General features: G+C 37.9%; 25 protein-coding genes and 2 pseudogenes. 2 read left to right on the forward strand and 25 right to left on the reverse strand.

Annotated elements, in window-relative coordinates:
* Positions 1-253: 253 nt before the first annotated feature.
* The 16 genes and pseudogenes from rpsU to ACIQZG_RS00430 form a co-directional block, all read right to left on the reverse strand.
* The gene (gene rpsU / locus ACIQZG_RS00355; RefSeq protein WP_004227078.1) at positions 254-427 is read right to left on the reverse strand and encodes a 30S ribosomal protein S21; all 174 of its coding nucleotides are present in this window, start codon (positions 425-427) and stop codon (positions 254-256) included.
* Between the two features lie 115 nt (positions 428-542).
* Positions 543-1,214, reverse strand: coding sequence for a deoxyribose-phosphate aldolase (gene deoC, locus ACIQZG_RS00360; protein WP_402753174.1), 672 nt, complete (start codon positions 1,212-1,214; stop codon positions 543-545).
* Between the two features lie 142 nt (positions 1,215-1,356).
* Positions 1,357-1,866, reverse strand: coding sequence for a hypothetical protein (locus tag ACIQZG_RS00365; RefSeq protein WP_402753175.1), 510 nt, complete (start codon positions 1,864-1,866; stop codon positions 1,357-1,359).
* Between the two features lie 81 nt (positions 1,867-1,947).
* Entirely contained in the window at positions 1,948-3,276 is a 1,329-nt protein-coding gene (gene mtaB, locus ACIQZG_RS00370; protein ID WP_402753176.1) for a tRNA (N(6)-L-threonylcarbamoyladenosine(37)-C(2))-methylthiotransferase MtaB, read from the reverse strand.
* A gap of 15 nt (positions 3,277-3,291) precedes the next feature.
* Positions 3,292-4,029 carry a 16S rRNA (uracil(1498)-N(3))-methyltransferase gene (locus ACIQZG_RS00375; RefSeq protein WP_402753177.1) on the reverse strand — a complete coding sequence of 246 codons (738 nt, stop codon included), beginning with the start codon at positions 4,027-4,029 and terminating at the stop codon, positions 3,292-3,294.
* Between the two features lie 85 nt (positions 4,030-4,114).
* Positions 4,115-5,056: a 50S ribosomal protein L11 methyltransferase gene (gene prmA, locus ACIQZG_RS00380; protein WP_402753178.1), complete on the reverse strand. Its 942-nt coding sequence runs from the start codon at positions 5,054-5,056 to the stop codon at positions 4,115-4,117.
* Between the two features lie 21 nt (positions 5,057-5,077).
* A complete protein-coding gene (gene dnaJ, locus ACIQZG_RS00385) occupies positions 5,078-6,199 on the reverse strand; it encodes a molecular chaperone DnaJ (RefSeq protein ID WP_402753179.1) in 1,122 nt (373 codons plus the stop codon).
* A gap of 138 nt (positions 6,200-6,337) precedes the next feature.
* Positions 6,338-8,179, reverse strand: a complete 1,842-nt coding sequence (dnaK, locus tag ACIQZG_RS00390; RefSeq protein WP_402753180.1) for a molecular chaperone DnaK — start codon at positions 8,177-8,179, stop codon at positions 6,338-6,340.
* Between the two features lie 77 nt (positions 8,180-8,256).
* Positions 8,257-8,826 carry a nucleotide exchange factor GrpE gene (grpE, locus tag ACIQZG_RS00395; RefSeq protein ID WP_402753181.1) on the reverse strand — a complete coding sequence of 190 codons (570 nt, stop codon included), beginning with the start codon at positions 8,824-8,826 and terminating at the stop codon, positions 8,257-8,259.
* 19 nt (positions 8,827-8,845) lie between these two features.
* Positions 8,846-9,877: a heat-inducible transcriptional repressor HrcA gene (gene hrcA, locus ACIQZG_RS00400; RefSeq protein WP_402753587.1), complete on the reverse strand. Its 1,032-nt coding sequence runs from the start codon at positions 9,875-9,877 to the stop codon at positions 8,846-8,848.
* 89 nt (positions 9,878-9,966) lie between these two features.
* Positions 9,967-11,112, reverse strand: a complete 1,146-nt coding sequence (gene hemW / locus ACIQZG_RS00405; protein WP_402753182.1) for a radical SAM family heme chaperone HemW — start codon at positions 11,110-11,112, stop codon at positions 9,967-9,969.
* 149 nt (positions 11,113-11,261) lie between these two features.
* Positions 11,262-12,422: pseudogene (chrA, locus tag ACIQZG_RS00410) on the reverse strand (chromate efflux transporter).
* 169 nt (positions 12,423-12,591) lie between these two features.
* Positions 12,592-13,467 carry a DUF4179 domain-containing protein gene (locus tag ACIQZG_RS00415; protein ID WP_402753183.1) on the reverse strand — a complete coding sequence of 292 codons (876 nt, stop codon included), beginning with the start codon at positions 13,465-13,467 and terminating at the stop codon, positions 12,592-12,594.
* A 254-nt stretch (positions 13,468-13,721) separates the two neighbouring features.
* Positions 13,722-14,258, reverse strand: coding sequence for a GNAT family N-acetyltransferase (locus ACIQZG_RS00420; protein ID WP_402753184.1), 537 nt, complete (start codon positions 14,256-14,258; stop codon positions 13,722-13,724).
* A 51-nt stretch (positions 14,259-14,309) separates the two neighbouring features.
* Positions 14,310-16,040: an ABC transporter ATP-binding protein gene (locus ACIQZG_RS00425; RefSeq protein WP_402753185.1), complete on the reverse strand. Its 1,731-nt coding sequence runs from the start codon at positions 16,038-16,040 to the stop codon at positions 14,310-14,312.
* Between the two features lie 524 nt (positions 16,041-16,564).
* A complete protein-coding gene (locus ACIQZG_RS00430; protein ID WP_402753588.1) occupies positions 16,565-16,858 on the reverse strand; it encodes a winged helix-turn-helix transcriptional regulator in 294 nt (97 codons plus the stop codon).
* Between the two features lie 389 nt (positions 16,859-17,247).
* Between ACIQZG_RS00430 and ACIQZG_RS00435 the strand changes: the two genes are divergently transcribed.
* Both ACIQZG_RS00435 and ACIQZG_RS00440 read left to right on the forward strand, forming a co-directional pair.
* A complete protein-coding gene (locus tag ACIQZG_RS00435) occupies positions 17,248-18,003 on the forward strand; it encodes an SDR family NAD(P)-dependent oxidoreductase (RefSeq protein WP_402753186.1) in 756 nt (251 codons plus the stop codon).
* A gap of 132 nt (positions 18,004-18,135) precedes the next feature.
* A complete protein-coding gene (locus ACIQZG_RS00440; protein ID WP_402753187.1) occupies positions 18,136-19,404 on the forward strand; it encodes an MFS transporter in 1,269 nt (422 codons plus the stop codon).
* A gap of 318 nt (positions 19,405-19,722) precedes the next feature.
* Here the strand turns inward: ACIQZG_RS00440 and ACIQZG_RS00445 are convergent, their stop codons facing one another.
* The 9 genes and pseudogenes from ACIQZG_RS00445 to ACIQZG_RS00485 all read right to left on the reverse strand — a co-directional run bounded on the left by ACIQZG_RS00445 (position 19,723) and on the right by ACIQZG_RS00485 (position 25,508).
* Positions 19,723-20,664 carry an SDR family NAD(P)-dependent oxidoreductase gene (locus tag ACIQZG_RS00445; RefSeq protein ID WP_402753188.1) on the reverse strand — a complete coding sequence of 314 codons (942 nt, stop codon included), beginning with the start codon at positions 20,662-20,664 and terminating at the stop codon, positions 19,723-19,725.
* 85 nt (positions 20,665-20,749) lie between these two features.
* Positions 20,750-21,319: a TetR/AcrR family transcriptional regulator gene (locus ACIQZG_RS00450; protein ID WP_402753189.1), complete on the reverse strand. Its 570-nt coding sequence runs from the start codon at positions 21,317-21,319 to the stop codon at positions 20,750-20,752.
* Positions 21,320-21,448: 129 nt separating this feature from the next.
* Positions 21,449-21,637: pseudogene (locus ACIQZG_RS00455) on the reverse strand (helix-turn-helix transcriptional regulator); the annotation flags it as partial.
* A gap of 148 nt (positions 21,638-21,785) precedes the next feature.
* Positions 21,786-22,211: a GatB/YqeY domain-containing protein gene (locus ACIQZG_RS00460; protein ID WP_402753190.1), complete on the reverse strand. Its 426-nt coding sequence runs from the start codon at positions 22,209-22,211 to the stop codon at positions 21,786-21,788.
* Positions 22,212-22,290: 79 nt separating this feature from the next.
* Positions 22,291-23,016: an ABC transporter permease gene (locus tag ACIQZG_RS00465; protein ID WP_402753191.1), complete on the reverse strand. Its 726-nt coding sequence runs from the start codon at positions 23,014-23,016 to the stop codon at positions 22,291-22,293.
* On the reverse strand, positions 23,016-23,741 hold the full coding sequence (locus ACIQZG_RS00470) for an ABC transporter ATP-binding protein (protein ID WP_402753192.1): 726 nt from the start codon (positions 23,739-23,741) through the stop codon (positions 23,016-23,018). Before ACIQZG_RS00470 ends, ACIQZG_RS00465 begins: the two co-directional genes overlap by 1 nt.
* Entirely contained in the window at positions 23,731-24,216 is a 486-nt protein-coding gene (locus ACIQZG_RS00475; protein WP_402753193.1) for a DUF3021 domain-containing protein, read from the reverse strand. Before ACIQZG_RS00475 ends, ACIQZG_RS00470 begins: the two co-directional genes overlap by 11 nt.
* 9 nt (positions 24,217-24,225) lie before the next feature.
* On the reverse strand, positions 24,226-24,666 hold the full coding sequence (locus ACIQZG_RS00480) for a LytTR family DNA-binding domain-containing protein (RefSeq protein WP_402753194.1): 441 nt from the start codon (positions 24,664-24,666) through the stop codon (positions 24,226-24,228).
* Positions 24,667-25,052: 386 nt separating this feature from the next.
* On the reverse strand, positions 25,053-25,508 hold the full coding sequence (locus ACIQZG_RS00485; RefSeq protein ID WP_402753195.1) for a MarR family winged helix-turn-helix transcriptional regulator: 456 nt from the start codon (positions 25,506-25,508) through the stop codon (positions 25,053-25,055).
* Between the last annotated feature and the right edge of the window lie 105 nt (positions 25,509-25,613).

Here is a 25,613-nt window from a genome sequence, read left to right on the forward strand (position 1 = left end):
CTCAAATGTTATACGGACGACTTCACAAAAAGTTTCACGAAATCTCATTTTTTTATTATATATGAAAAAAAGCTGGATGAAATCGCAAACGACTTCATCCAGCTTTTTTCGTATGTACCGCAAAAATTGAACCTTAATGCAAAATACCTAGTATAAATCACAAACGCGATTTATACTAGGTATATCATTGTCTGCTCAGTGAATCATAAAATTGCGTGTTATGAACGTAGGGATTTTTTAATGGGAAATTAAATTACCACTTACGTTTACGTGCAGCTTCTGATTTCTTTTTACGTTTAACGCTAGGTTTTTCGTAGAACTCGCGCTTTCTAACTTCTTGAATTGTACCACTTTTTGATACAGTACGTTTGAAGCGGCGAAGAGCATCTTCAAGCGATTCGTTTTTGCGAACGACAGTTTTTGACATCTCTCTTTCCCTCCCTCCGAACACACGTCAACACAAACAAAGGTTATTTGCCTAATGCTGTGTACTAAAGAATTATACCGTAATGTCTAATAATGGTCAATAGAAATTATTAGAATTAATATTGAGAATCTGAAATTAATCCATTCATGATTGCAACGCCCGAACTTGCACCGATTCGAGTCGCGCCAGATTCAACCATTTTTTGCATATCTTCTAGGCTACGAACGCCACCAGATGCTTTAACACCTAGGTCTGGTCCAACAGTTTTACGCATTAATGCAATATCTTCTGCAGTCGCACCACCAGTAGAAAAACCAGTAGATGTTTTTACAAAATCAGCACCTGCAGCTACTGCAAGTTTACATGCTCTTTCTTTTTCTTCATCTGTTAATAAGCAAGTTTCGATAATTACTTTAACAATTGCACTACCTTTTGCTGCTTCAACAACAGCAGCAATATCAGCTTGTACAAGTTCATCGTTCTTATCTTTTAATGCGCCAATGTTAATAACCATATCCACTTCTTTTGCACCATTTGCAATTGCATCCTTTGCTTCAAATGCTTTTACAGCTGGTGTATTAGCGCCAAGTGGGAAGCCAATAACCGTACAAACTAAAACTTCAGTGTTTTGTAATAGCTCACTACTTAATTTTACCCAAGTCGGATTTACACAAACAGAGGCAAAACCATATTGTTTAGCTTCAGCACAAAGTTTTTCAACTTGTTCTTTCGTTGCTTCTGCCTTTAATAATGTATGGTCAATCATTTTTGCATAATCTTTTGTCATGAGAAATTCTCCTTTTAAACTCAAGTTGTACGTACCTCTCTGAAATAATACCATTTTTTCATCAAGTCGTCTAATATACTATGCTCAAAATGCAGAAAAAAAAAGCATTGTCTATCGTTGAAATTCAACAAGACAACCCTTTTTATAGTACTGGAAATACTTTTTCTGCTAATAGTGTTTTTGTATATCCATGAATATATTGAACCGTAACTTTTGGATGTAAGCCGAAGTATAGCTGATAATAGAGCGCATCTATAACTAAACTGGCTTCAATTATTTCAGAAGAAATATCTGTTAAGTAACGTTCACCCTCTACAAAACATTGGAGAATTCGAAGATCGTTATCATAGATAAAATCTGTAAACACTTCAACTTCCTCACTTGAGCCATTGTGAACCTCGTCATAAAAGGCTTCTATTGTACTTTTAAATTCACGTATAGATAATTCATAGTCTAGTAAATTCATACATAGTAGAACGCGATTCTTTTCAACCTTAAAAGAACGAATACGTTTTGGGTCAAAATTCCGAAACTTTTCCGTAGCACCTACCACACCATCAGGAATAGCAAATTCAACAATTGTAGTATTCGGGCATGTACTTACCTCTTGGTCGGCCGCGTGTAAATTTAAACGTTCAAAACAAAGTTCCATCCACTCTATCCCTTTCTTTGTCCATATTTCGTGCAAAAAATCAGCAAGCCTATGCTAAGCCTGCTGATTTAAAAAAAATTTTTATTCCGCAACAACTGTATCTAATACTCGTACAAATTGACCTTGTGAATGAGGATAGCCAGCCTTTGTAATTTTCACTTTAACAAGTTGTCCAATTAGGCTTTCTGGTCCTTCAAAGACAACTTTTAAATAGTTATCAGTATAGCCCGTTAATAAGCCTGTTTCTTGGACAAATTCTTCTGGAATTACTTCAAGTACTTCGTCTTCAAAGCGAGATGCGTACTCTTTAGCTAATTGATCGTTTAATGCGATTAAACGATGCACACGCTCGTTTTTAATGTCTTCATCGATTTGATCATCCATACGTGCAGCTGGTGTGCCTGTACGTGGCGAGAATGGGAAGACATGTAACTCTGAAAACTTATGATCGCGAATAAAATTATATGTTTCCATAAATTCTTCTTCCGTTTCACCTGGGAAACCTACGATTACGTCAGAAGTAACTGCTAGATTTGGTAGTGCCTCATGCAGTTTAGTCAAGCGTTCTCCAAAGAACTCCATTGTATATTTACGGCGCATACGTTTTAGCACTGTATCAGACCCTGATTGGATCGGAATGTGTAAATGGTTAACGACAATCTTCGACTCACGTAGCACATCGATTACTTCATCTGTTAATTGACTCGCTTCAATAGAAGAAATACGAAGACGTTTTAAGCCTTTAACTTGCGATTCTAAGTCTCGTAAAAGCTGAGCTAAATTATAATCTTTTAAATCTTGACCGTAACCACCTGTGTGGATACCTGTTAGGACGATTTCAAGATAACCAGCTTCTACTAATTGCTGAGCTTGATGGATTACTTCTTGCGGATCACGTGAACGCATTAAACCGCGCGCCCAAGGAATAATACAAAACGTACAGAAGTTATTACAGCCTTCTTGGATTTTAAGGGATGCACGTGTACGGTCAGTAAACGCTGGTACATCTAGCTCCTCGTACACACGGTTTTTCATAATATTACGTACTGCATTAATTGGCTGGCGCTCGTTTCGGTACTGCTCAATATATCCAAGCATTTTCGTACGATCTTGCGTACCAACAACGACATCAACCCCCGGGATCGCCATAATTTCAGCTGGTGATGTTTGTGCATAACAGCCTGTTACGCAAATAACAGCATCAGGATTTTGTCGAACCGCGCGACGGATTACTTGACGAGATTTTTTATCACCAGTATTTGTTACGGTACATGTATTAATAACATAAACGTCAGCTTGATGATCAAACTCTGTACGTTCATATCCGTCTTCTTTAAACAGTTGCCAAATCGCTTCTGTTTCGTAATGGTTTACCTTACAGCCAAGTGTGTGAAAAGCCACTTTTGACAAGGTTAAACACCTCTTTCATTCAAATTCATAGGATATTGCAGACAGTGCATAGAGTGGCGCTGTTTCTGCTCGTAAAATTCTTGGCCCCAGTGACATCGTCTGCGCACCAGCTTGGATAAGTGTATCCGCTTCCTTACGCGAGATACCTCCTTCTGGACCAAAGATTATTAGTATTGATTTCGACTTCTTATCATACACGTTTTTTAACTTCTCCGCAAACCTTGTGCGTTTTTCAGCCTTTGCATCTTCCTCATCAGCAATAAAAACAGCATCATATTTGTCTAGTAACTGAATAAGTTGTTTAAAGCCAATAGGTTCATAAATTTCTGGAATATGTGTACGATGTGACTGTTCTGCCGCTTCTTTCGCAATTTTTTGAAGACGCTCCTGCTTTTTTGCACCTTTTTTAGCATCCCACTTCACGATTGAACGCTCTGCTTCAAATGGAAGAAGCGCAAACATCCCAAGTTCTGTTGCCTTCTGTGTAATAAGTTCTAGCTTATCACCTTTTGGTAATCCGCACGCTACAGTGACGTTTACTGGTAACTCTGGTGAAGGAATTGTGCGTTCTGTTGCTTGGACAAGCACATCATCACCATCAAACGCAGTGATTTCACAAATATATGCTGTATTTTGTGCTACAACAACGATTTCCTCGCCCTCCTTCATACGCATGACACGTGCAATGTGACGGGCATCTTCACCGGTAATACGTGCATCTTCAATTGCAGTTTCAATGAAATAACGTTGCATTTTTAGTACCTCCTAGATATTAAAAAAGAAAACGCCAATCGTGAACAAGGCAAGACTCCTCACGATTTGGCGCTTCTAAGTCAACTTATAGTGGTCGACGTGCGATGATTGCGACCCAATCTTCCATCATTAAAACTTCTTCAATGACAAAGCCAGAAGCTTCTAACGCACCTTTCACATCTTCGCGTTTTGCACCGATGATGCCTGAAGTGACATACAACCCACCTGGTTTTACAATTGTGAATGCGTCGTCAGTGAAGGACATGATAATTTCCGCTAAAATATTGGCCACAACTACATCTGCTGGTTCTTTCACAGTATCTAATAAGTTACCATGGAAAACGGAAACCGTGTCAGATACTTTATTAAGCTCGACGTTTTCTTTTGCAGAACGAACGGCAACCTCATCTAAATCAAGGGCGTGCACGCTTTTTGCACCAAGCATCGCTGCACCAATTGAAAGAACACCTGAACCTGTACCGATATCAACAACCGTATCTCCTGGTTGCACAACTTTTTCGAGCCCTTGCAAACACATAACTGTCGTAGGATGCGTACCAGTACCAAATGCCATACCAGGGTCTAACTCGATGATTAGTTCATCTGTAGAAACTGGTGTATAGTCTTCCCACGTTGGCACGATCGTGAAACGTTCAGAAATTTTCACAGGGTGGTAATATTGCTTCCACGCTGTCGCCCAATCTTCTTCGTTCACTTCAACAATCGATACAACATTATCACCGATATCGATATTGAAATTCGTCAAATTGGTAATAGCTGCTTTAATTTCTTCAACTGTTTCATTTAAAAAACTAGACTCTGATAAGTAAGCTTTTACAATAACGCCTGCTTGAGGGAAATCAGCTTCATTTAGTGCATATATTTCACCAAATTGATCTTCGCGTGGCTTCGCATATTCAGCCGAATCTTCAATCACGACACCACTTGCACCAGCTTCATGCAAAATATTCGAAATTGCTTCAACCGCTTCATTTTTTGTATGAATGGATAATTCAGACCACTTCACGTAGGTATTCAGCTCCTCTAATTATTCACCTTGGAATTTTTTCTTGATTTTATCGAACAGTGAGCTTCCTTGTTCTTCTGGAATATCGCCACTAATTTCCGCAAATTCGCGTAGTAATTGTCTTTGTTTTTCTGTTAACTTTTCTGGTGTCATAACTTTAACCGTTACGTATTGGTTACCCACACCGTAGCCATGTACGTTTTTTACACCTTTGTCTTTTAGACGGAATTGTGCACCAGATTGTGTACCAGCTGGAATACGTAGTTTCACTTTACCGTGAACAGTTGGCACTTCTATTTCATCCCCAAGTGCCGCTTGCGGGAATGTAAGTTTTAATTCGTAGTAGATATCATCGCCGTCACGTTCAAACTCATTATGTCCTTGAACGCGGAACATGATGTATAAGTCCCCAGCCGGTCCACCATTAACACCTGGCTCACCTTGACCAGACACACGGATTTGTTGACCATCATCTACACCTGCTGGAATCGAAACTTTAATTTTTTTGCGTTTTTGTACTGTTCCATCACCGCGACAAGTCGAGCATTTACTTTTAATAATTTTCCCTGACCCTTGGCATATCGAACATGTACGACGGTTCATCATACGACCAAATGGTGTATCCACCGCTTGGTTCACTTGACCAGCACCACTACATGTTGAACATGTTTCAGCTTTCGTACCAGGACTAGCACCCGAACCGTGACACGTGTCACACGTTTCATCTTTTGGGATTTCGATTTCTGTTTCTTTGCCAAAAATCGCTTCCTCAAATTTAATGTTCATGCGGTATTGTAAATCATCACCTTTACGTGGTGCATTTGGGTCTTGACGACGTCCACCACCACCAAAGAATGAACTGAAAATATCTTCAAAGCCGCCAAAGCCGCCTCCGTTGAATCCACCGCCACCAAAGCCTGCATTTGGATCCTCATGGCCAAATTGGTCATAACGTGCCTTCTTCTGCTCGTCACTTAATACTTCATATGCTTCAGCGATTTCTTTAAATTTCACATCTGCTCCTGGATCTTTGTTGATATCAGGATGGTATTGTTTTGATAATTTACGGTATGCTTTTTTAATCTCGTCTTTAGAAGCTGATTTTGTTAAACCAAGCACCTCGTAATAATCACGTTTCTCCATGCTTCACACTCCGCTCTTTTTTGCATAAAATCTATTGTAACATGCAGTCAAAAAAACTGCCTTATTTTTTTGTTATATAGTAAAGAGAAAAGCCAAAGCCGCATGCGGTCTTTGGCTTTCTCTTAAAACGAGCTTATTTTATTTGTCGTCTTTAACTTCTTCAAAGTCAGCATCTACGATACCGTCGTCTTTTTTACCTGCGTCAGCATCTGGACCTGCTTCGCCGCCTTGAGCCGCTTGAGCAGCAGCTGCAGCTTGTTCATATACTTTCATAACTAGAGGTTGTAGAACACCTTCTAATTTTTCTTTAGCAGCTTTAATACCTTCGATTTCACCAGCTTCAAGAGCCGCTTTTAATTCGTCACGTGCATCTTCAACTGATTTTTTCTCATCTTCTGTAATTTGCTCACCAAGGTCAGTGATTGTTTTATCCACTTGGAATACTAATTGGTCAGCTTCGTTACGAAGTTCAACTTCTTCTTTACGTTTAGCATCTGCTTCCGCGTTTGCTTCAGCATCTTTTACCATACGCTCGATTTCTTCTTCCGTTAAGCCAGAATCAGATTGAATAACGATTGTTTGCTCTTTTTGTGTACCAAGGTCTTTTGCTTTAACAGATACGATACCGTTCTTATCGATGTCGAAAGTAACCTCGATTTGTGGAATACCACGTGGTGCCGCAGGGATATCTGCTAATTGGAAGCGACCTAAAGTTTTGTTGTCCGCTGCCATTGGGCGTTCACCTTGTAATACGTGAATATCTACAGCTGGTTGGTTATCAGCAGCAGTTGAGAACACTTGTGATTTAGATGTTGGAATTGTTGTGTTACGGTCGATTAACTTTGTGAACACGCCGCCCATAGTTTCGATACCAAGTGATAATGGTGTTACGTCAAGAAGTACTACGTCTTTAACGTCACCAGTTAATACGCCACCTTGTACAGCAGCACCCATAGCTACAACTTCGTCTGGGTTTACGCCACGGTGAGGCTCTTTACCAGTTTCTTTACGTACAGCTTCTTGTACTGCAGGAATACGAGTTGAACCACCAACTAAGATAACTTGGTCAAGTTCTGCAGCAGAAAGACCTGCATCTTGTAATGCTTGACGTACTGGTCCAACAGTACGGTTTACTAAATCTAAAGTGATTTCATCAAATTTAGCACGAGTTAAAGTTACTTCTAAGTGAAGTGGACCTTCGTTACCCGCTGTGATGAATGGTAATGAAATTTGAGTAGATGTTACACCTGATAAATCTTTTTTCGCTTTTTCAGCTGCATCTTTTAGACGTTGCATTGCCATTTTGTCTTTAGAAAGGTCAATACCGTTATCTTTTTTGAACTCAGCTACAAGATATTCGATTACAGCGTCATCGAAGTCATCTCCACCAAGTTTGTTGTCACCAGCAGTCGCTAGAACTTCAAATACACCATCACCTAATTCAAGGATAGATACGTCGAATGTACCACCACCAAGGTCAAATACTAATACTTTTTGGTCTTGATCTTGTTTGTCTAAACCATAAGCAAGTGCTGCAGCAGTTGGTTCGTTGATAATACGTTCTACTTCAAGACCTGCGATTTTACCAGCATCTTTAGTAGCTTGACGTTGTGCATCACTGAAGTAAGCAGGTACTGTAATAACAGCTTTTGTTACTTTTTCGCCTAAGTAATCTTCAGCATATCCTTTTAGGTATTGAAGAATCATTGCTGATACTTCTTGTGGTGTGTAGTCGTTGCCTTCTACAGTTACTTTTTCAGCAGTACCCATTTTAGATTTAATAGAGATAATCGTGTTTGGATTCGTTACTGATTGGCGTTTTGCCACTTCACCTACTTGACGTTCACCATTTTTGAATGCCACTACAGATGGTGTTGTGCGGTTACCTTCTGGATTTGGAATTACTTTTGGTTCGCCACCTTCAAGTACAGATACACAAGAGTTTGTTGTTCCTAAGTCAATACCGATAATTTTGCTCATAGTAAAATTTCCTCCTAATATTTAAACGCTAAAGTAGCGCTATTGAAATAAATTTTTTATGCTAATAGTCATTAAAACTATTCGTTCACAGATACCATTGAAGGACGTAATACACGATCTTTTAAGATATAACCTTTTTGAAGCTCGCGTACAACAACGCCTGTTTCTTTTTCACTATCTTGTTCTTGCATGACAGCTTGGTGGAAGTTCGGATCGAATACTTCACCTTCCGCTTTAATAACTTGTAAGCCTTCTTTTTCAGTTGCCTCAACAAGTGAACGGTAAACCATTTCAATTCCTTTCACAATTGAAGCAGCTTCTTCAGATGTTGCTTCTACTTGCAAAGCGCGCTCAAAATTATCTAATACCGGCAATAAATCCGATAATATTTTTTGTGCACGGTATTTTTCAGCAGCTTCGCGGTCAAGTTGACTACGACGGCGCATGTTATCAAAATCGGCACGTAAGCGTAGATGACGGCTTTCCTCATCATCTAATTTCGCTTGAAGCTCAGCTAGCTTCGCTTCATACTGCTCTTCAACAGTAAGTTCTACTTGCTCTTCTACTACTGTTTCTTCAGTTGTTTCTTCAATTTCTGCTTGTACATCTTCTTGTACAAGGTCTTTCTTTTCAGTTGTTTCAGTCACGTTTAAATCCTCCTCATTATCAATCACTACGATTAGTCCTTGTAAGGGCATTCGATAAATCCATGCGCATTACATCAAGTAAAGCAACTACACGCTTATAATCCATTCGTGTTGGACCAATAATAGCAATCGCCCCTTGCTGATCTTCACCAATTGAATAAGTAGTTGTAATGACACTACAGTTTTCCATTTCTAACTGTTGGTTTTCCGAACCAATACGAATATGAATACCCGACTCATTCGGATGGAAGAGCGACTGCACTTGGCTCGTCGTTTCCATTAAGTCCAATAACATCCGGACTTTATTTAAATCGTGGAATTCCGGTTGGTTGAACATATTCGTTTTACCACCGTAGAAAATTTTGCTTTCTGGATTAGTCATTGTTGCGGAAACAAGCGAGTGGATGAAATCATCCGCTGACTGAACATGTCTCTGCAAGACTGCTAAAACTTCAGCTTCTAGCTTCACATGGATCTCTTCTAATGAAATACCTATTAAACGTTCATTTAAAACGTTAACCATCTTTTCAATATCAGAAGATGTAAAACCAGGTGGTAAGTTAAAAATGCGATTTTCAACATGGCCATTATTCGTCACGATAATTGCAACTGCTGTGTCGCTTGAGAGTGGCACGATAGAAAATCGTTTCACACGGTGCCTTTGTACATCTGGTCCAAGTAGAATTGATGTATATGATGTCAGTTCTGACAATATATTGGCAGACTTTCGTATCACTTGCTCTACTTCTACTATACGATTATTAAAAATCGACTGGATTTGTTGAATATCCTGTGGATGAATGGATTGAGGATTCAACAAATGATCAACATAAAATCTATACCCCTTGTCCGAAGGCACTCGACCAGAGGAAGTATGTGTTTTTTCTAAAAAGCCTAATTCCTCTAAATCCGCCATTTCGTTTCGAATAGTGGCTGGACTAAATGTGATCTCTTGTTTCTTTGAGATCTGGCGAGAACCTACCGGCTGTGCAGACTTTATAAAATCGTCTACTATTACTTGCAAAATCTGTAATTGCCGATTTGTTAGCATGATCATCACCTCTGTTAGCACTCAACTAAGAGGAGTGCTAATACTATTAATAAGTTATCAAATCCCTCATTTTATGTCAACGATATCGCTCAATCTTCTAATAAAAATTCTTGAAAAACTTCATTTCCGACAAAACGACCTTTTCGAGTAAGGCGAATCCCGTTTTGATCTTCTTCCAGTAAGCCTTCTGCGACAAGCTTCTCAATCACTTGATCGTATCGTACATGCATCGACTCACTGAATTTTTCTTCATATAGTATGTGCGGAACGCCATCCGTTTTACGCAATCCTAAAAACATTTGCTCCTCACGTTTTTCAGCGTCCGTTACTTCGTGTTCATGGACAATTGGAAGTTCACCTATTTCTAAAGAATCCATATACTTTTTCAGTGGTCCATGATTTGAATAGCGCACACCATTTAGATAGCCATGTGCTCCTGCACCAAAACCTGCATACTCATCATTTTCCCAATAAATCTTATTATGAACCGAGGTAAAGCCTTCCTGTGCGAAATTACTAATTTCGTATTGATGTAAACCATGCGCTTCCATCTCTTGCATGAGGACATCATACATTTCTGCCTCTAAATCTTCTGTTGGCAATTTCAACTTACCTTTTGCATACTGGTTATAAAAAATCGTTTTCGGTTCCACAATAAGTGAGTAAGCCGAAAAATGTGGCAGCTTCAGTGCAAATGCTTTCTCTAAGGAATCTTTCCACTGCTCCATTGATTGTCCGGGTAAACCGTACATTAAATCGATGCTGATATTTTGGAAGCCGACTTCTTTCGCCAACGCAATCGTTTCGTAAACATGTGCGTTACTATGCGTACGGCCAATTTTTTTCAGCAAGTCTTGATCAAATGACTGCACCCCCATACTTAATCGATTAACACCACCGTCATATAGCGCACGCATTTTCGCTTCCGATAACTCGTCGGGATTTGCCTCTGATGTAAATTCTTCCACATGATCCATAGGAATATACGTACGAATTAACGAAAGTAATCTTGTCAATTGCTCAGGCGACAACGCTGTCGGAGTACCACCACCTAGAAAAATCGTTTCAATTTTTGCGAAACTTTCTGGATACTTTTCTACAGTGAGCGCCATTTCCTTGCCTAAAGCATCTATATATTCATCTACCGGTTGATTTTTAAAGTAAAATTTATTAAAGTCGCAATAATTGCAAATTTGATGACAAAAAGGAATATGAATGTAAATACCTCGCGCCATAATTATCCCTTCTTTCTAAAACTCTTATTTTTCATTTCTTCATTATAAACAAACACTTACAAGAACGCTATGAATCCTCTTAGACAATAAAAAAATCCGGTTTCCTTCTTAGAAGGAAACCGAACCTTAGATCATTTAAAGGAAATAGATTAATACAAAACAATTCCGACTATCGTACCTAAAAGCACAATTATATACGCCTGCATTCTCCATCGAATAAGAAGTAATAAAAATATCGCAGCTATTAAAACATCTAGCCCACTCTGTATTGTTTTACTTACAATAGGATGGATAAAGGCAGCTGCCAAAATACCAACAACTGCTGCATTTGCACCAACTATCGCGCCACGTAAACCCTTATTCCGACTTAGCGTTAACCAAAATGGTAAGATACCAACGATGAGTAAAAAAGCAGGTAGAAAAATAGCAATGGTAGCGACAGTTGCGCCTGGAACACCACCAATAACCATTCCAATATATGAAGCAAACGTAAATAATGGCCCAGGTACTGCCTGTGTAATACCGTAACCAGTTAAAAAATCAGAAGAGCTCATTAATCCACTTTGTACAAACTGTGCCTCTAATAACGGTAAGACCACATGCCCTCCGCCGAATACAAGGGCACCAGATACATAAAACTTCTCTATTAATACTAGCCAGTCATGTTAAAAAAATGAACTTGCCACTGGCAAGCCAATCAATAAAATTACAAATAACACTAATAAACTTGCACCAGTTGTTTTAGAAACGGGTAAAGTAGTACCTATCGATTCCTTTTTTCCACTATTCTCTTTAAATAGTCCAAAACCTATTAGTGCAGCTAGAACAATGACCACTACTTGTGCAAAAGGATTTGCCCATACGAGTACCACAACGAGTGCTAATAAAGCTATCATAAAATGGCGAAAACTTGGAATTAACTTCTTCGACATTTCCCAAATCGCTTGTGCAACAATCGCAACTGCCACTAATTTCAAACCTTGTATCCAGCCAAGATCCATCTTAGTATGCGCATAATAATACGCAAACATCATTAATAAGAGCACTGAAGGTAACGTAAAACCTACAAATGACACAATGCTCCCTAATATTCCGCCCCGTAATAACCCAATCCCCATCCCTACCTGACTCGATGCAGGACCAGGTAGAAATTGGCTGAGCGCTACTAAATTGCTATATTCCCTAACTGACAACCATTTACGACTTTGAACATACTCGTACTGAAAATATCCTAAATGCGCTGTCGGACCTCCAAAGGATGTACAACCCAACTTAAAGGAAACAAGAAAAATCTCCAAGTACTTTCGCAAACACTTCACTACTTTCTATGCTGTATACCTCATTGTACATTGATATTTCTATAACTTAGATTAAGTTATTGTTAAGATTACTAATAATAAAGGGCACCTTCTAATCGGAATAATCATCTGAATTATAAAACAACAGTTCATCACTAATTATTCTCCAAACTTCAATTTTTCACTTACCAACTTGAATTGGCGGTCCAAGTTCCCTATCATCTGCACCAATTGGTACTAAAAAATATTTGTCTTCTGTTAAATACAGTGCATCGAAACGATTTGCTAAAAGGGCATCCTGCTCATCCCCCATTGTAAAACCTGAATTCCAAATCCATGACTTCCCTGATGCTGACTTAATTTTAAAAGATACCGTTTCGGATACATCTTCTCCCAACTGGTAATAAATCGTCGTGGAAATGGGTGTTGAAACAACTTCCGTGACCTTCACTTCATTACCGTTCGTTAACGTAATCGTTTCATTTATTGAGATAATTTTTTTATCTGCTTGCACATTCTTTTGTGATGCATCCACTTGGAAATCCCATGGTTGATCAATCGGTTGTTCCAAGTTCCATTTGTTATAGCTAATATCAAGTGTTAGTGTGTGATCTTTTGGGAGCTCACTAACCTGAATACTGCTGTATATCGTATATTTATTTTCACGTTGTTCGATTGACTGCCCTCGATTTCTTACTGTATAGTCCTGCCCATTGACAAGTACTTGCGGAAAGAAGAAAATCTGATAATCAAAATCGATGCCGTTTTCTGGCACAAAGGTTGCATTGAGTAATAGCTGATTATCATCCACAATAACTTCATTTAAAGTCAGTTTCCCGAAGTTATTTTCAGTTGTATGTCCAACTTCTGTTTTATAGTCATCAAAATTTATAACTGCCTTTTCCCCAAAGAAACCTTCTACAAAAGGGGGTTTGGTAATCAAAGCACCACTGACAATAAGTATACACACTGCTACAAAGAACCATCGTTTCTTTAATTTCTTACGTGTCCCAATTTCTATTGGCTTATTTTCAATTTGACTCGTATCACTAGACATCATGTACACCTCTTTTTTTTGATAAATAATGTATGCAACATACTCGTATTATTTATTGTAGTGACGAACTGCACATTATATTACCAATCGTGCGTATCCTTATTTCTATTAATCATCTCTTCGTATCACCAACCATAAACAAAAATAGAGCTGTCCTTTAGTGAGTAAAATGCTCACTGAAGGACAACTCTTTCTTACGTATTTTATAAAGAAGGAATTACATTTTTTTAATGTGCTAATCGTCTAGATTCCTTTTACTCAAAAAACACACTTGGATATTCAACAACACCAGAAACATTATCTAGAGCATGCTGTTCCAATTCCAATGCCAAGAATGCCTCATCAGGAACTTCAAACGGCGCTTCGATATCCCAAAACGACGCTCTCTTGAAACCGAATTTCGGATAATATTCGGGGTGTCCCATGACCACGACTGATTTGTAACCAAGTTCCTTTGCTCTATTTATCGCTTCCTGCATTAAACGTTTTCCGACTCCCTCTTTTTGATGATCAGGAAGCACTGAAACTGGTGCAAGAGCAAGCGACTCTACTGCATGTTCTTGATTGACAATTTTCATTTTCGACAATAAAATGTGACCAACTATTTCCTTCGTATCTTCGTGGATTGCAACTAAAGATAATTCTGGAATGAAAGAATCAGCGCTTCTAATTCTAGCTACTAGTTCATGTTCCTTTTCATCGCTCATTTCCATACCTTTAAAGGCAGCCTCTACAACTTTTTCTGTCATTGGGTAATCTTCAATTTGTTCCTGTCTAATGATAATATTCACGGCTAAACCTCCTAAACTTTAACATTTATTGCAATGCCGTAGCACTCCAATTCAAGCCAATTGTTGCTCAGCAAATTCACGATATAATACATGCGACTGTGATAATTCTTGGTGAGTTCCCATACCCGTCACCTGTCCTTTTTCTATAAAGATAATTTTATCCGCATCGACAATGGTTGATAACCGATGGGCGATGATGAAAGTTGTGCGTCCTTCCATTAAGTGTGATAGAGCTTGCTGCACAACTCCCTCTGATTGGCTATCTAAACTCGCTGTTGCTTCATCCATCATTAGAATTTTAGGATCGCGTAAAAATGCACGTGCAATTGCAATACGTTGTCTTTGCCCACCTGACAAATTGACACCACGCTCACCGACCTCTGTATTTAATCCTTCCGGAAAATCTTTAATAAACTGATCAGCATAGGCCATTTTGGCAACTTCCCAAAGGCGTTCGTCGGAAATTCGATCTATTTCACTTAAACCATAACATAGGTTTTCACGAATAGTACCAGCCATCATCGCACTTTCTTGAGATACATAACCGATTTGACTGCGCCATGAAGCAAGCGATAACTGATTGATTGGTGTATCCCCAATATATATGTTGCCCGAAGTAGGCTCATAGAACCTTTCAAGCAAGCCAAACATAGTCGTCTTACCACTTCCACTCGGACCTGCAAATGCAATCATCTGCCCTGGCATTGCCTCAAATGAAACATTCTGCAATACAGAATGTTCATCATAACCAAATGACACTGCCTGCACTCGAATTGGTTTATTGGAAATATCCATTTCCACCCCTTCTTGTCCCTCTTCTACTGGTAAATCTAGTATCTCAATTATGCGCTCTGTAGCACCTTTAGCTTTTTGGAGCTGTGTGAAGAACATGGCAAATGAGGTGATAGGGAAAATGATTTGAAACAGATACAATAAGAATGCAACAAGTGATCCAGTTGACATCGTTCCATTGGCAACCCGCATACCTCCATAACCAATAATCATAACAATGACAACCATTACTACTAAATACATAAGTGGCCCGATGAAAGCAGTAATTTTGGATTCCTTCAATCCAAATTGCAATAATTTCTGGATGCCATTTAACCCTTTTGTTTCCTCATTTTGTTCAGCAGTTGAAGATTTCATCAAACGAATTTCACTTAAAGTTTGCTGGATTTCCCCTGAAAAATTTGCTGTTTCATCCTGCATTCCCTTCGAGACTTTCACCATTTGTCTCCCTAAAGGTGTCATCACCGCAACTACAATAGGAACTGCGACTAACATCAGGAGTGTCATTTTCCAATCCATAATGAGTAGAATCGTAATCGCCCCAATAATAGAGATAATCCCCCCAATAAAACTTGGGAAATGATCTGAAATTAACTCTCTAACGATACTTGTATCATTAACAATCCGGCTGACTGTTTCTCCACTCGATCCCTTATCAAAATAACTAACAGGCAAACGAGTAATCTTTAGCCACATGCGATCACGCAGACGTGCAACCACTTTTTGACCAACCGAACTAAGTAAATACGTCCCTATCCCGCTAATTACCGCTTGTGCAATAAAAGCTACAGCAATTCCAACGATTAAAGGAATACTTAATGAAGACACAGAGAAGCCATCCACTAATTCTTTCGTTAACATCGGAACAACTAATCCAGCAAGCGTCGTAATCACACTGGCTACTAAGCCCAGTATTAGTGCAACCTTCGGAATTTTCGTTGACACAATCAGTTTTAGAAAAGGTTTTAAGCTATTTTGTTGTTTTTCCATAAAGACTTGCTCCAATCTTATCGATATAGTAGCTATTATAAGTAGAAAACCGAAGAAATGCACGATTGCGCCCCCAACCATTAGGGAAATGTTTGACATATGAAAACCCTTTTGGTGATGATAAATTACATTGTTAGTTTAAAAAAGAGCTGGCTCTATAGTAGAGTCAACTCTTTTTTGAGAACTATTTTTTAAAAATACGCTTCTAACTACTTGTCGGAATATCCAATGACTCATTGCTTGGAACTATTGAATATTACCATACCTCCCTGTCTTCTCCCTTATAAAAGTATGAATACATAAAGGCTTTTTCTTCACATTCCCTAACGCTTTTCTTTGAAGTTGAATAACCTTCAGTTTTTTCTCCGTATAAAAAAGGAGTTCTACTCGCAAAATATCAGTTATGTTACCAACTTTTTCATAAGATGAAGATACTCTTCTTACTAGGTAAATAAATATTTCAAAGCTAACTAGTTTAAAAGGGATTTCACTTAAAATACGCTAATAATAGGAGCTAATGTAATTCACAGCCATTTTTCAGCCCAAGATTCTACTCCTAAAAGAGCTACCCCTAGATCATGACCCTTTCTCGTTAAGGAATACTCAGAACGTACAGGGCGATCTGTAATAATGTTACGTAAAACTATTCCACAATCCTCAAGCTCTTTCATCCGTTCCGTTAGCATGCGTTTACTCAAATCCGGAATTAAAGTGCAGATTTCACTAAATCTCTTCGGCTCTTCCATTAATGAGTGAATAATTAAACACATCCACTTTTTCCCTATTATATGATAGGCCACTTCAATTTTGTTGCACATTTCTTCACCCTTTTGCTCGCTAGTCAATTCCAATGCCCCCTTTAAATAGATACCCCGCATTATGGTAATTTTTTATAACAAAGTAACTATTTATTGGATTTTATCATAAAATTCTTTCTACTTAAAGTTACTAAAATAATTAAGTTCATATTATTGACACATTATAGTATTCAAGTTATAGTTGCACATATAGTTTACTTGTAAACCAAAAGTTACTTGCACGCAAAAAGTTACTTGTGTGTAAAAAGTTACTTAAGTGTTTCAATTTAATTTGACATTGACCAAAAATCTTCAGTTCAAAGAAAATACTAATTTAATAAGTATTTTAATAAAACTCAATAGAGCTGTGAGGCACTTAACAAAAACGTGTAGAAAAGGAGACTTCAATTATGAAAAAACTTGAAGGAAGAGTAGCAATTATTACAGGTGGCGCTGGTGGTATTGGAATGGGTATGGCAACTGCCTTTGTTAAAGAGGGAGCAACAGTAGTAATTGTGGACTTAAACGCAGAAGTAGGAAATGAATCTATTAAGACATTACAAGCATATCAACCAGAATCTATGTTCATCCAAGCAAATCTTGCTGAACACGATAAATTAGGAAACATCGTCACGCAAGTTGTTGAAAAATACGGAAAACTAGATATTCTAGTTAATAATGCACATGCATCAAGAATGAATTCAATTGCTGATACAACACAAGCTGATTTCGACTTGTCATTTAATACTGGATTCTATCCAACATTCTACTTAATGCAAGCTGCACTACCATATTTAAAAGAATCAAAAGGGAATATCATCAACTTCGCATCAGGCGCTGGTATCAACGGTGATGTTAACCAAGCATCTTATGCTGTTGCAAAAGAAGCAATTCGCGGAATTACACGTGTAGCAGCAAATGAATTTGGTCCATTTGGTATCAATGTAAACATCATCGCACCAATTGCTAAATCACCAGGTATGATTCAATGGGCTGAAGAGAACCCAGAATATTACCAAGGTATGCTTTCTAAAATCCCTCTAAGAAGATTAGGTGAAATTGAAGATGATATCGGCCGTGTTGCGGTATTCTTAGCAAGTGAAGATTCATCTTATATTACTGGTCAAACAATCATGGTAGATGGCGGATCAGTTAAATTACGCTAATAACATAGAAAATAAAAAAAGGGTGTCCTTGAACAAAAGGGCATCCAACTATTAAAAAGATATTCTATAAAACTATCGCTATTTTGAATATGTAAAATAGTCACAAATAAACATTGAAACGAGGAGTTCATCATGACTCAACAAAAGAAAAAAATCCACTATGCATGGTGGTTATTATTAGGCGTAGCGCTTATGGTCGGCTTAGCAAAAGGCGGTATCATGACTGCAGGTGGATTATTTTTAACTCCAGTTACAGAAGATTTAGGAATCGGGATGGGGAGTTTAACATTATACTTTAGTATTTCCTCCATTGTCACAATGATTTTCTTACCAATCGCAGGTAAAATAATGGCGAAATATGATATTAGAATTATTCTAGTAACAGCAATGATTTTACAAGCTGGCGGATTTGCTATGTTTGGACTTATGAACTCTGTATGGGGTTGGTACTTATTCTGTATCCCAATGTCAATTGGTTCGATTTTCATTACACAAATTGCTGGTCCTGTATTAATCAATAACTGGTTTAAAAAGCATAGTGGTTTAGCTATGGGTATTATGGTAGCTTCAGGTGGTATTTTTGGTGCAATCCTTCAACCAATGGCTGGTAACTTAATCGCTAACGAAGGTTGGAGAATTACGTACTTCGCACTAGGTCTAGGCGTAATGGCAGTTGTTGTGCCAGTCATTATATTAACAATTCGTATGGCACCTCAACAAAAAGGCTTACAACCATTAGGTAGTGATGAAGTAGTAAAAACAATGGATAACGTTGATGCTCAACCAGATGCTCCAAAAGGTGTAACTGCAGCTGTAGCGAAAAAATCTAGTGCTTTCTATGCATTATTACTATTCTTCTTCTTTATCACTGCTGTTAGTAGTTTTGGTCAACACGTCGCTCCATTTGCAATGGGCTTAGGTTACGATATTAAGTTTGCAGGCACTGCAATGGGTGGCTGGCAATTAGGTGTATTAGTTGGTGCGCTTGCTTTCGGTATTTTAAGTGATAAGATTGGTGCGAAAAACACTGCAATCTTCGCAATGCTATTAGGTTTAGTTCCAATTGCAATTCTCTTAACTGCTCCGGAAAATCCATTACTGTTCAATCTAGCTATTGGTATTTATGGATTTGTTGTAGCATCTCTTGGAACATTAGTACCACTTTTAACTTCAGCTTTATTTGGTCTTAAAGATTACGCTCAAATATACGCTACTGCTGCTCTTGGTTTAGCAATCGCTGGTATCGTTGCATTGCCTGGATATGGCTTTATTTTCGAACTAACAGGTAACTACACACTAGTGCTATATGCAATTGCTGTTATGTTAATCATCAATGTAGTATTAGTATTCGTAGCATTTAAAGGTAAAAAGAAATTAGAAAACGCAGGTCTATGGAAATAATCATTTTATAAGACTATTTTAACACAACATAGAGTAATATACTCTATTTAACTGTGAAAATTAGATGACAATTTGTACTACAACAGCTTTTCTGTTGTAAAACAGAAACCACCTTCTTTTATTACTTGTAAAAGTACTTAACGAGGGTGGTTTTTTGATTTTCAACACTTAAAAACATTTTACTCTATTAGATTAATATAATTCCAGTGGGACCCATCCTCTTAAAAAGAAAAATTAATTATTCATTTATTAATGAAACAAAATGTAAAATTATTCTCATTAATATCTCTGCAATAGATCCATTATTTATGTGTCACTTTATTTGTAATTATCTTTTCTTATCCATTCTATCGCTTGATATACCCCTTCCCTATAAGAGGTCCGTGGTAAGACACCGATTGCCTGTTCATACTTTGCTCCACTTAATATTACAGGTTCCTCCGTTAAATACATCATTTCTACCATTTCCTTCATAAAGGGTGAAAAGATGCCTAGAAAGCGAATCATCCCTTTAGATACTGTACGAATACCTTTTTGGTAATCCGTTATTTCATTCACAATCTTTATTAGCTCTTCCCCTGTAATCGGGTGAACGGCTGGGATATTCCAGTTTTGATTGTACGTATCGGAACGAAGAGCTAGTTCTACCATTGCCTTTGCACCGTCAAAAGTATATAGAAACTCCCTTGCTACATGCATATCTCCAACAAAGTTAGCTTTTTTCTGTTGGACGATGCTTTTTAATGTTGCAAAGAGAATTGTACTTTCCGCATTCGGACCATATAAATCAGGCATATGAACAATTAATGAAGGGACACCACTGTCCTTCAATGTATTTTCCATAGAAAGACGAATCCTCCCTTTTTTTGTGTGCGGATTCTTATGTGCTTCTTCTGTCACAATTCGAGTATTTTGACGGCCATAAGCATATATATTATCTACAAGTGCAATTTTTGCCTGTTGCGCTTGTGCCACCTCTATCATTATATTTATGCACTCTAAATGCTTGTGATCCCATTCTTGGTATGGGAAACTAACTGCGTGAAAAATAACATCTACCCCATGTGCAGCTTTTAACATTTCTTGTTTGTTTAATGCATCCCCTGCCAAAATGGTAACATTCTGTTTATGTTGAAAAAGAGATACTAGTTTTTCTTTTCCTCTCGAAAAAGCAATCACCTGTATATCTCTTGAAGCTAATTCACAAACAAGTGCAAAACCCATCCCACCCGATGCACCTACTACTAATGCTTTTTTCATAAACATTCCTCCTTTTAATTAACCACTGGTCAACACTGTACAAAAATATGCTCTAGATTTTAGAAAACAATCTAGAGCCCTTTACTTATGATAGCGCCTTAACAATAAATTTAGCATGTAACTGTGCAGGTTCTTTCGCTTCCTCAAAGCTCACAACGTAACCTCGAAAATGAGAAACAAAACCATGTAACGATATAAATGCTGAATAGATGTCTGAAATCGACAATTTATCACTAGATAAAGATTGTACAGACTGAGCGAATTTTTCATAGCTACGATTTGCAGATTCCTGTGATAGGCCGTCTACTTCAACACTTCTCAGCATAAACATGTATTCATATTGACTCTGATTATTTAACCCGAATTCCATAAAGCCCAGAAAGACATGATAAAGTTTAGTCTGATTATCTTCGGTGCCATTTACTGTCTCATCTAAAAACCGATTCAATTCTGCAAAATATTCTTCAATAATCGCGTAAAATAATTCAGCTTTATTTTTAAAATGATAGTAAATTGCCCCGTGACTACAACCAAGCTCTTTTGCGATACTACGCATGGATACTTGATGGAAGTCCTTTTCGATAAATTGTGTTCGTGCTTCGCCTATAATCATTTCTCTTGTCAATTCTTGTGATGTTGGTTTTCGCGGTGACATGACTTCCTCCTTTAGCTGACCAGTGGTTAATTAATAGTATATTATCTTCTAACCCATTTGGCAATACGAGGAAATTTTCATTGAATCTAATAATCTCATTTTTATACATTCTGCTTCATTTCCTTTCACTTGAAATTGAAATAATTGATCCACCGTTCCCCCTAAACAATAAGCCAATTGAAAAGCGAGGGTTAAACTTGGATCATACTTATTGTTTTAGATAGTATTAATGGTTTGACGTGAACCACCACACGCCTTTGCCAAGCCCTCTTGCGACAACCACTTTTCTTTCCTTGCTATTTTTATGATATTTTCCATAGTAACTATAAGTAGCACAAACAATGAAACAAAATAAAAGAGTAAAAGTCCGGTACATTACCGTAACTCTTACCCTAAATCTACCTAACAAACTAACGTCTCTAAATTATTCGAATCATTTCATATCAAGTTTTTTCAAAAAGTCATTTTATATTAGGCTCTTTACAACTCTTGAAATGACAGCACCTTCTGCTTGCCCATTTAATAATGGTTTGGCAATTTTCATTGCGTCACCCATATTCATATCCATTGTAACACCAGCTGCTGTTAACTTTTCTACAATTTCCTCTTCTGACAATTGCTTCGGGAGGAACGATTTTAATAGCTTTAACTTCGCTTCCTCTTTTTCAATGAGGTCTGCACGCCCAGCTGATTGTGCACCTTCTAACGCTTGGTTTGTTTGCTTGACTTCACGATTGATAATGGCAAGCTCTTCGTCATGTGACAATGCCTCCCCTTTTTCCTTCTCTGCTGAATCTAATGCTGATTTTACGAGCGTCAGTACACCTTTTGCCAGTACATCTTTTTCTTTCATGGCCTTTTTTAGTTGTTCGAATACTTCCGTTTTTAACATGGATTACACTCCTTCAAGACGATTTATCGCACTTATTGTATCATAATCATCACTTTTATCGCTTAAAGGTGCACCTACTTTAGCTTATCATTTTCTTTTTAAAACCCGCAATTGCGATAAAAAATATCACTATGGTATAACCAATCACCCACAGAAGAGGCACCATGATGTCTCCATATTCTCCTGAAAATGCCGCACGTGTAGCATCAACTGCATGGGCGAAAGGGAGTATATATGCAATGGTTTGAAACATACCACCAATCATATCTAATTCAAACCAAGTACCACTAAGCCATGTTGTTAGATTTACGAAGATGGCAAAAATCCCTCCTACTTGTTTATCTGTAAAATACGTTCCTAGGAGTATGCCAAATCCAATATAGAGCATCGCAATGACCATTAACACAACAAGCGCTACCAAGATTTTCACATTAAAAGATAAGCCTAAAACAAGTGCCGTCATAAAACACACAACAATTTGAAAAACAGCAACTGGTAGTAACGGAAGTACATAACCTACAATATAATTAGATGCAGACATAGGAGATGCAAAGATCCTCATTAAAAGTGAACTACTTTTATCCTTACCAATGAGCATACCTGAAAATAACGTAATAAACGAGAAACTAAAGACAATCACACCTGGCGTTAAATTCTCAATGTTATACAAATCAAACGGCATATTTTTCTGCATAACTGAAAACAGCCACATAATGATTACGGGAAGTCCAATACCGAAGAGTAGCGTTAACGGATCTCTAAAAATCTCCTTTAGGTTACGCTCAGCAAATGCTACTGATCTCATTACGCTCCCTCCTCTTCCGTTAATAGTAAGAAGGCATCTTCAAGTGTAGCTTTTTCAGTCAACTCTTTGAGTTCTTCCACAGTGCCAAACGCGTGTAGTTTCCCACCGTGCATAATACCAATTCGGTCTGCTAGAGCTTCAGCCTCCTCCAAATAATGTGTCGTTAAAATAATCGTAATTTTCCCTTTTAGTGCGGCTAAAGTATTCCACAGTTCGCGTCTAGCACGGACATCTAGCCCTAGTGTTGGCTCATCTAAAAAAAGAATTTCTGGATTTGAGATAAGCGCCATCGCAATACTTAACCGCCGTTGCAGACCGCCTGATAGAGTTTTCGCTTTATTCTTCGCCCGTTCTGTTAACCCGAATACGTCCATCATCTCAATAGCTTTCATCTGTGATTGCTGCTTATTGCCCCCATAGATTCGCCCAATGAGCTCAAGGTTTTCCTGTATAGTAAGATTAGGTGCAACTGCCGTCTCTTGTGGTGATACATTGAGTTTTTGTTTAACCGCTGATGGATTTCCAACAATACTATCTCCTAACATCGTTGCATCGCCACTTGTCGGAGGTAGTAAACAACACAGCATCTTAATCGTTGTCGTTTTCCCTGCACCATTTTGCCCAAGGAGTGCAAAAAACTCACCTTGTTGAATCGAAAATGATAACTGATTAACCGCATTTCTTTCGCCATACCGCTTCGTGAGGTTTTCTAATTCAATTGACATTGATCTCATCTCCTGTCTCTTCATCGTTATTCGCCCTAATCATGGCATTAATCTGCTGAATATCCTTTTTGGAAATGGTGTATTGAATAAACCAAGTAATCAAATACGTTCCTAAAAAACTAACGCAATAAATGAAGATACTCAGCATATTCTTAGGCATCCAGCAGAATGCCACAACCGGTACCCAAACTATGGCCGTAATAAAAAAATGTATAAGGTACTGCTTCAATAAGCCCCATTTGGCGATTTCAAAGATGGTACTACTCATGGCAAACGTTAAACCAATCACACCTGTCAGTAAGAGTTGAATGATAACAGCTGTCGCCTCATTGTTAAATAAATTAGCAAAATCGGGGGTAACTGGCATAAATTGACCTTGCCCTAGTTTCAGTGAAATACTTATTTGCACAACCTGCCCGATTAAAATACCGTACGCGAAGCCCCCCGCAGCTCGGCTAAGTAGTTTCTTCAACATATCATCACCTCATATTCCGAATAATTTTTTGATCTTGGAGACATAGCGGCGAGATGCGTATGTTTGAATGTCACCTTTTAACAACACGCCAATTGTCCCCGTAATGCTTATGTCCATACTTTTAATTTTTTTCTTGTTGACGATCTCTGAATTGGAAATACGCACAAATAATTGGCTATCCAATTTTTCTTCTAGCTCGTATAGCCTTGCACGTACCGAATAAATCCCTTGTAAGGTTTGAACAAACACCTTTTGCTTTTCCGCATAAATTCGAATAATCTCCTTGCACTCGACAATCCCAACTTCTCGTTCTGAAAATACAGCTAATGAATCAGTAGGCGTTTCCGATAATCGTTCCATGATCACATTTATCTCATCCGACATTTTATCGGTTATAATAATTATTTTTGGTTCTTTGCAGGATGGATCAATCGATACTTCAAACTTCACTTCACCACATCCTTTCATTTGTTCTAACTATAAAAACATTAAGCCTTCCTGTAAATGGAATTTCTATAAATGGTCGTTTTTGCACGACAACTGGTCAAATATAGATAAACGACAAAAAGCACACGAAGACAATTTTCATGCGCTCATTCAATCTATGTATTTTTGTAAAATCTCAAAAACTATGCCACCGCCTCATAGATGAGTTAACATAAATTCAAAATAATCATTTTCTTTTTAAACATAAAGACATCGGCTCTTTCTACCTACGATTTTCTAACCATTCGTCCCTTCTATATCGCACCATATGCCCAAACACTTTCCAGATTAAACGAGTAGACTTTATATTTTCAACCTCCCCCGCTTCCAAGCTTATTTTGGACTGTTAATTAACTATCATATATTTTTATGATCTTTTGTATATTTTTTAGTGTTTCGTAAAAATCCTTATATTTTTCTAAACCAATGTCATTGATAATTTTTTCTTGTAGGTCTTGCCAAATTGGTGTTGCTTCATCTAATTTTTCAATTCCTTGATCCGTTAGAGAAATTATTTTTGTTCTTGAATCCCGTTTATCTTTTGTCACAGAGACATAACCACTTTGTTTCAATACATTTACATTACGAGTAACAGTCGTTTGATCAAGTAACAAAATCTCACCTAATCTGCTGATTGAGACGGCTTTCTGCCGCGAAATATTTGCCAACATTGAGTATTGTGTGACTTTCAAACCCGTCGGTTGAAGCAACTTGTCATAAAGCTGAGTGACAACTCTTGTTTTTCTTCTAAGGTTTGCACACACACAAATTTGTAAATAGTCGATGTCATTATTTTCAGTACTCATTACACATATCCCCTTTCAAAGCCATTCAACTTCGGTAAGTTCACTATTATCTTAGCATTTACCACCTTAATAATCAGAAAATTATTTATTGACAGATAACTAACT

This window comes from Lysinibacillus sp. NPDC096418, assembly GCF_044762775.1.
Classification (GTDB): Bacteria; Bacillota; Bacilli; order Bacillales_A; family Planococcaceae; genus Lysinibacillus.

Excerpts from the sequence above, each read along its gene's own strand:
- rpsU (WP_004227078.1), bottom strand. The coding sequence starts at position 427 with ATGTCAAAAACTGTCGTTCGCAAAAACGAATCGCTTGAAGATGCTCTT.
- deoC (WP_402753174.1), bottom strand. The coding sequence starts at position 1,214 with ATGACAAAAGATTATGCAAAAATGATTGACCATACATTATTAAAGGCA.
- ACIQZG_RS00365 (WP_402753175.1), bottom strand. The coding sequence starts at position 1,866 with ATGGAACTTTGTTTTGAACGTTTAAATTTACACGCGGCCGACCAAGAG.
- ACIQZG_RS00375 (WP_402753177.1), bottom strand. The coding sequence starts at position 4,029 with ATGCAACGTTATTTCATTGAAACTGCAATTGAAGATGCACGTATTACC.
- dnaJ (WP_402753179.1), bottom strand. The coding sequence starts at position 6,199 with ATGGAGAAACGTGATTATTACGAGGTGCTTGGTTTAACAAAATCAGCT.
- dnaK (WP_402753180.1), bottom strand. The coding sequence starts at position 8,179 with ATGAGCAAAATTATCGGTATTGACTTAGGAACAACAAACTCTTGTGTA.
- hrcA (WP_402753587.1), bottom strand. The coding sequence starts at position 9,877 with ATGCTAACAAATCGGCAATTACAGATTTTGCAAGTAATAGTAGACGAT.
- hemW (WP_402753182.1), bottom strand. The coding sequence starts at position 11,112 with ATGGCGCGAGGTATTTACATTCATATTCCTTTTTGTCATCAAATTTGC.
- ACIQZG_RS00415 (WP_402753183.1), bottom strand. The coding sequence starts at position 13,467 with ATGTCTAGTGATACGAGTCAAATTGAAAATAAGCCAATAGAAATTGGG.
- ACIQZG_RS00425 (WP_402753185.1), bottom strand. The coding sequence starts at position 16,040 with ATGGAAAAACAACAAAATAGCTTAAAACCTTTTCTAAAACTGATTGTG.
- ACIQZG_RS00430 (WP_402753588.1), bottom strand. The coding sequence starts at position 16,858 with ATGTGCAACAAAATTGAAGTGGCCTATCATATAATAGGGAAAAAGTGG.
- ACIQZG_RS00435 (WP_402753186.1), top strand. The coding sequence starts at position 17,248 with ATGAAAAAACTTGAAGGAAGAGTAGCAATTATTACAGGTGGCGCTGGT.
- ACIQZG_RS00440 (WP_402753187.1), top strand. The coding sequence starts at position 18,136 with ATGACTCAACAAAAGAAAAAAATCCACTATGCATGGTGGTTATTATTA.
- ACIQZG_RS00445 (WP_402753188.1), bottom strand. The coding sequence starts at position 20,664 with ATGAAAAAAGCATTAGTAGTAGGTGCATCGGGTGGGATGGGTTTTGCA.
- ACIQZG_RS00450 (WP_402753189.1), bottom strand. The coding sequence starts at position 21,319 with ATGTCACCGCGAAAACCAACATCACAAGAATTGACAAGAGAAATGATT.
- ACIQZG_RS00460 (WP_402753190.1), bottom strand. The coding sequence starts at position 22,211 with ATGTTAAAAACGGAAGTATTCGAACAACTAAAAAAGGCCATGAAAGAA.
- ACIQZG_RS00465 (WP_402753191.1), bottom strand. The coding sequence starts at position 23,016 with ATGAGATCAGTAGCATTTGCTGAGCGTAACCTAAAGGAGATTTTTAGA.
- ACIQZG_RS00470 (WP_402753192.1), bottom strand. The coding sequence starts at position 23,741 with ATGTCAATTGAATTAGAAAACCTCACGAAGCGGTATGGCGAAAGAAAT.
- ACIQZG_RS00475 (WP_402753193.1), bottom strand. The coding sequence starts at position 24,216 with ATGTTGAAGAAACTACTTAGCCGAGCTGCGGGGGGCTTCGCGTACGGT.
- ACIQZG_RS00485 (WP_402753195.1), bottom strand. The coding sequence starts at position 25,508 with ATGAGTACTGAAAATAATGACATCGACTATTTACAAATTTGTGTGTGT.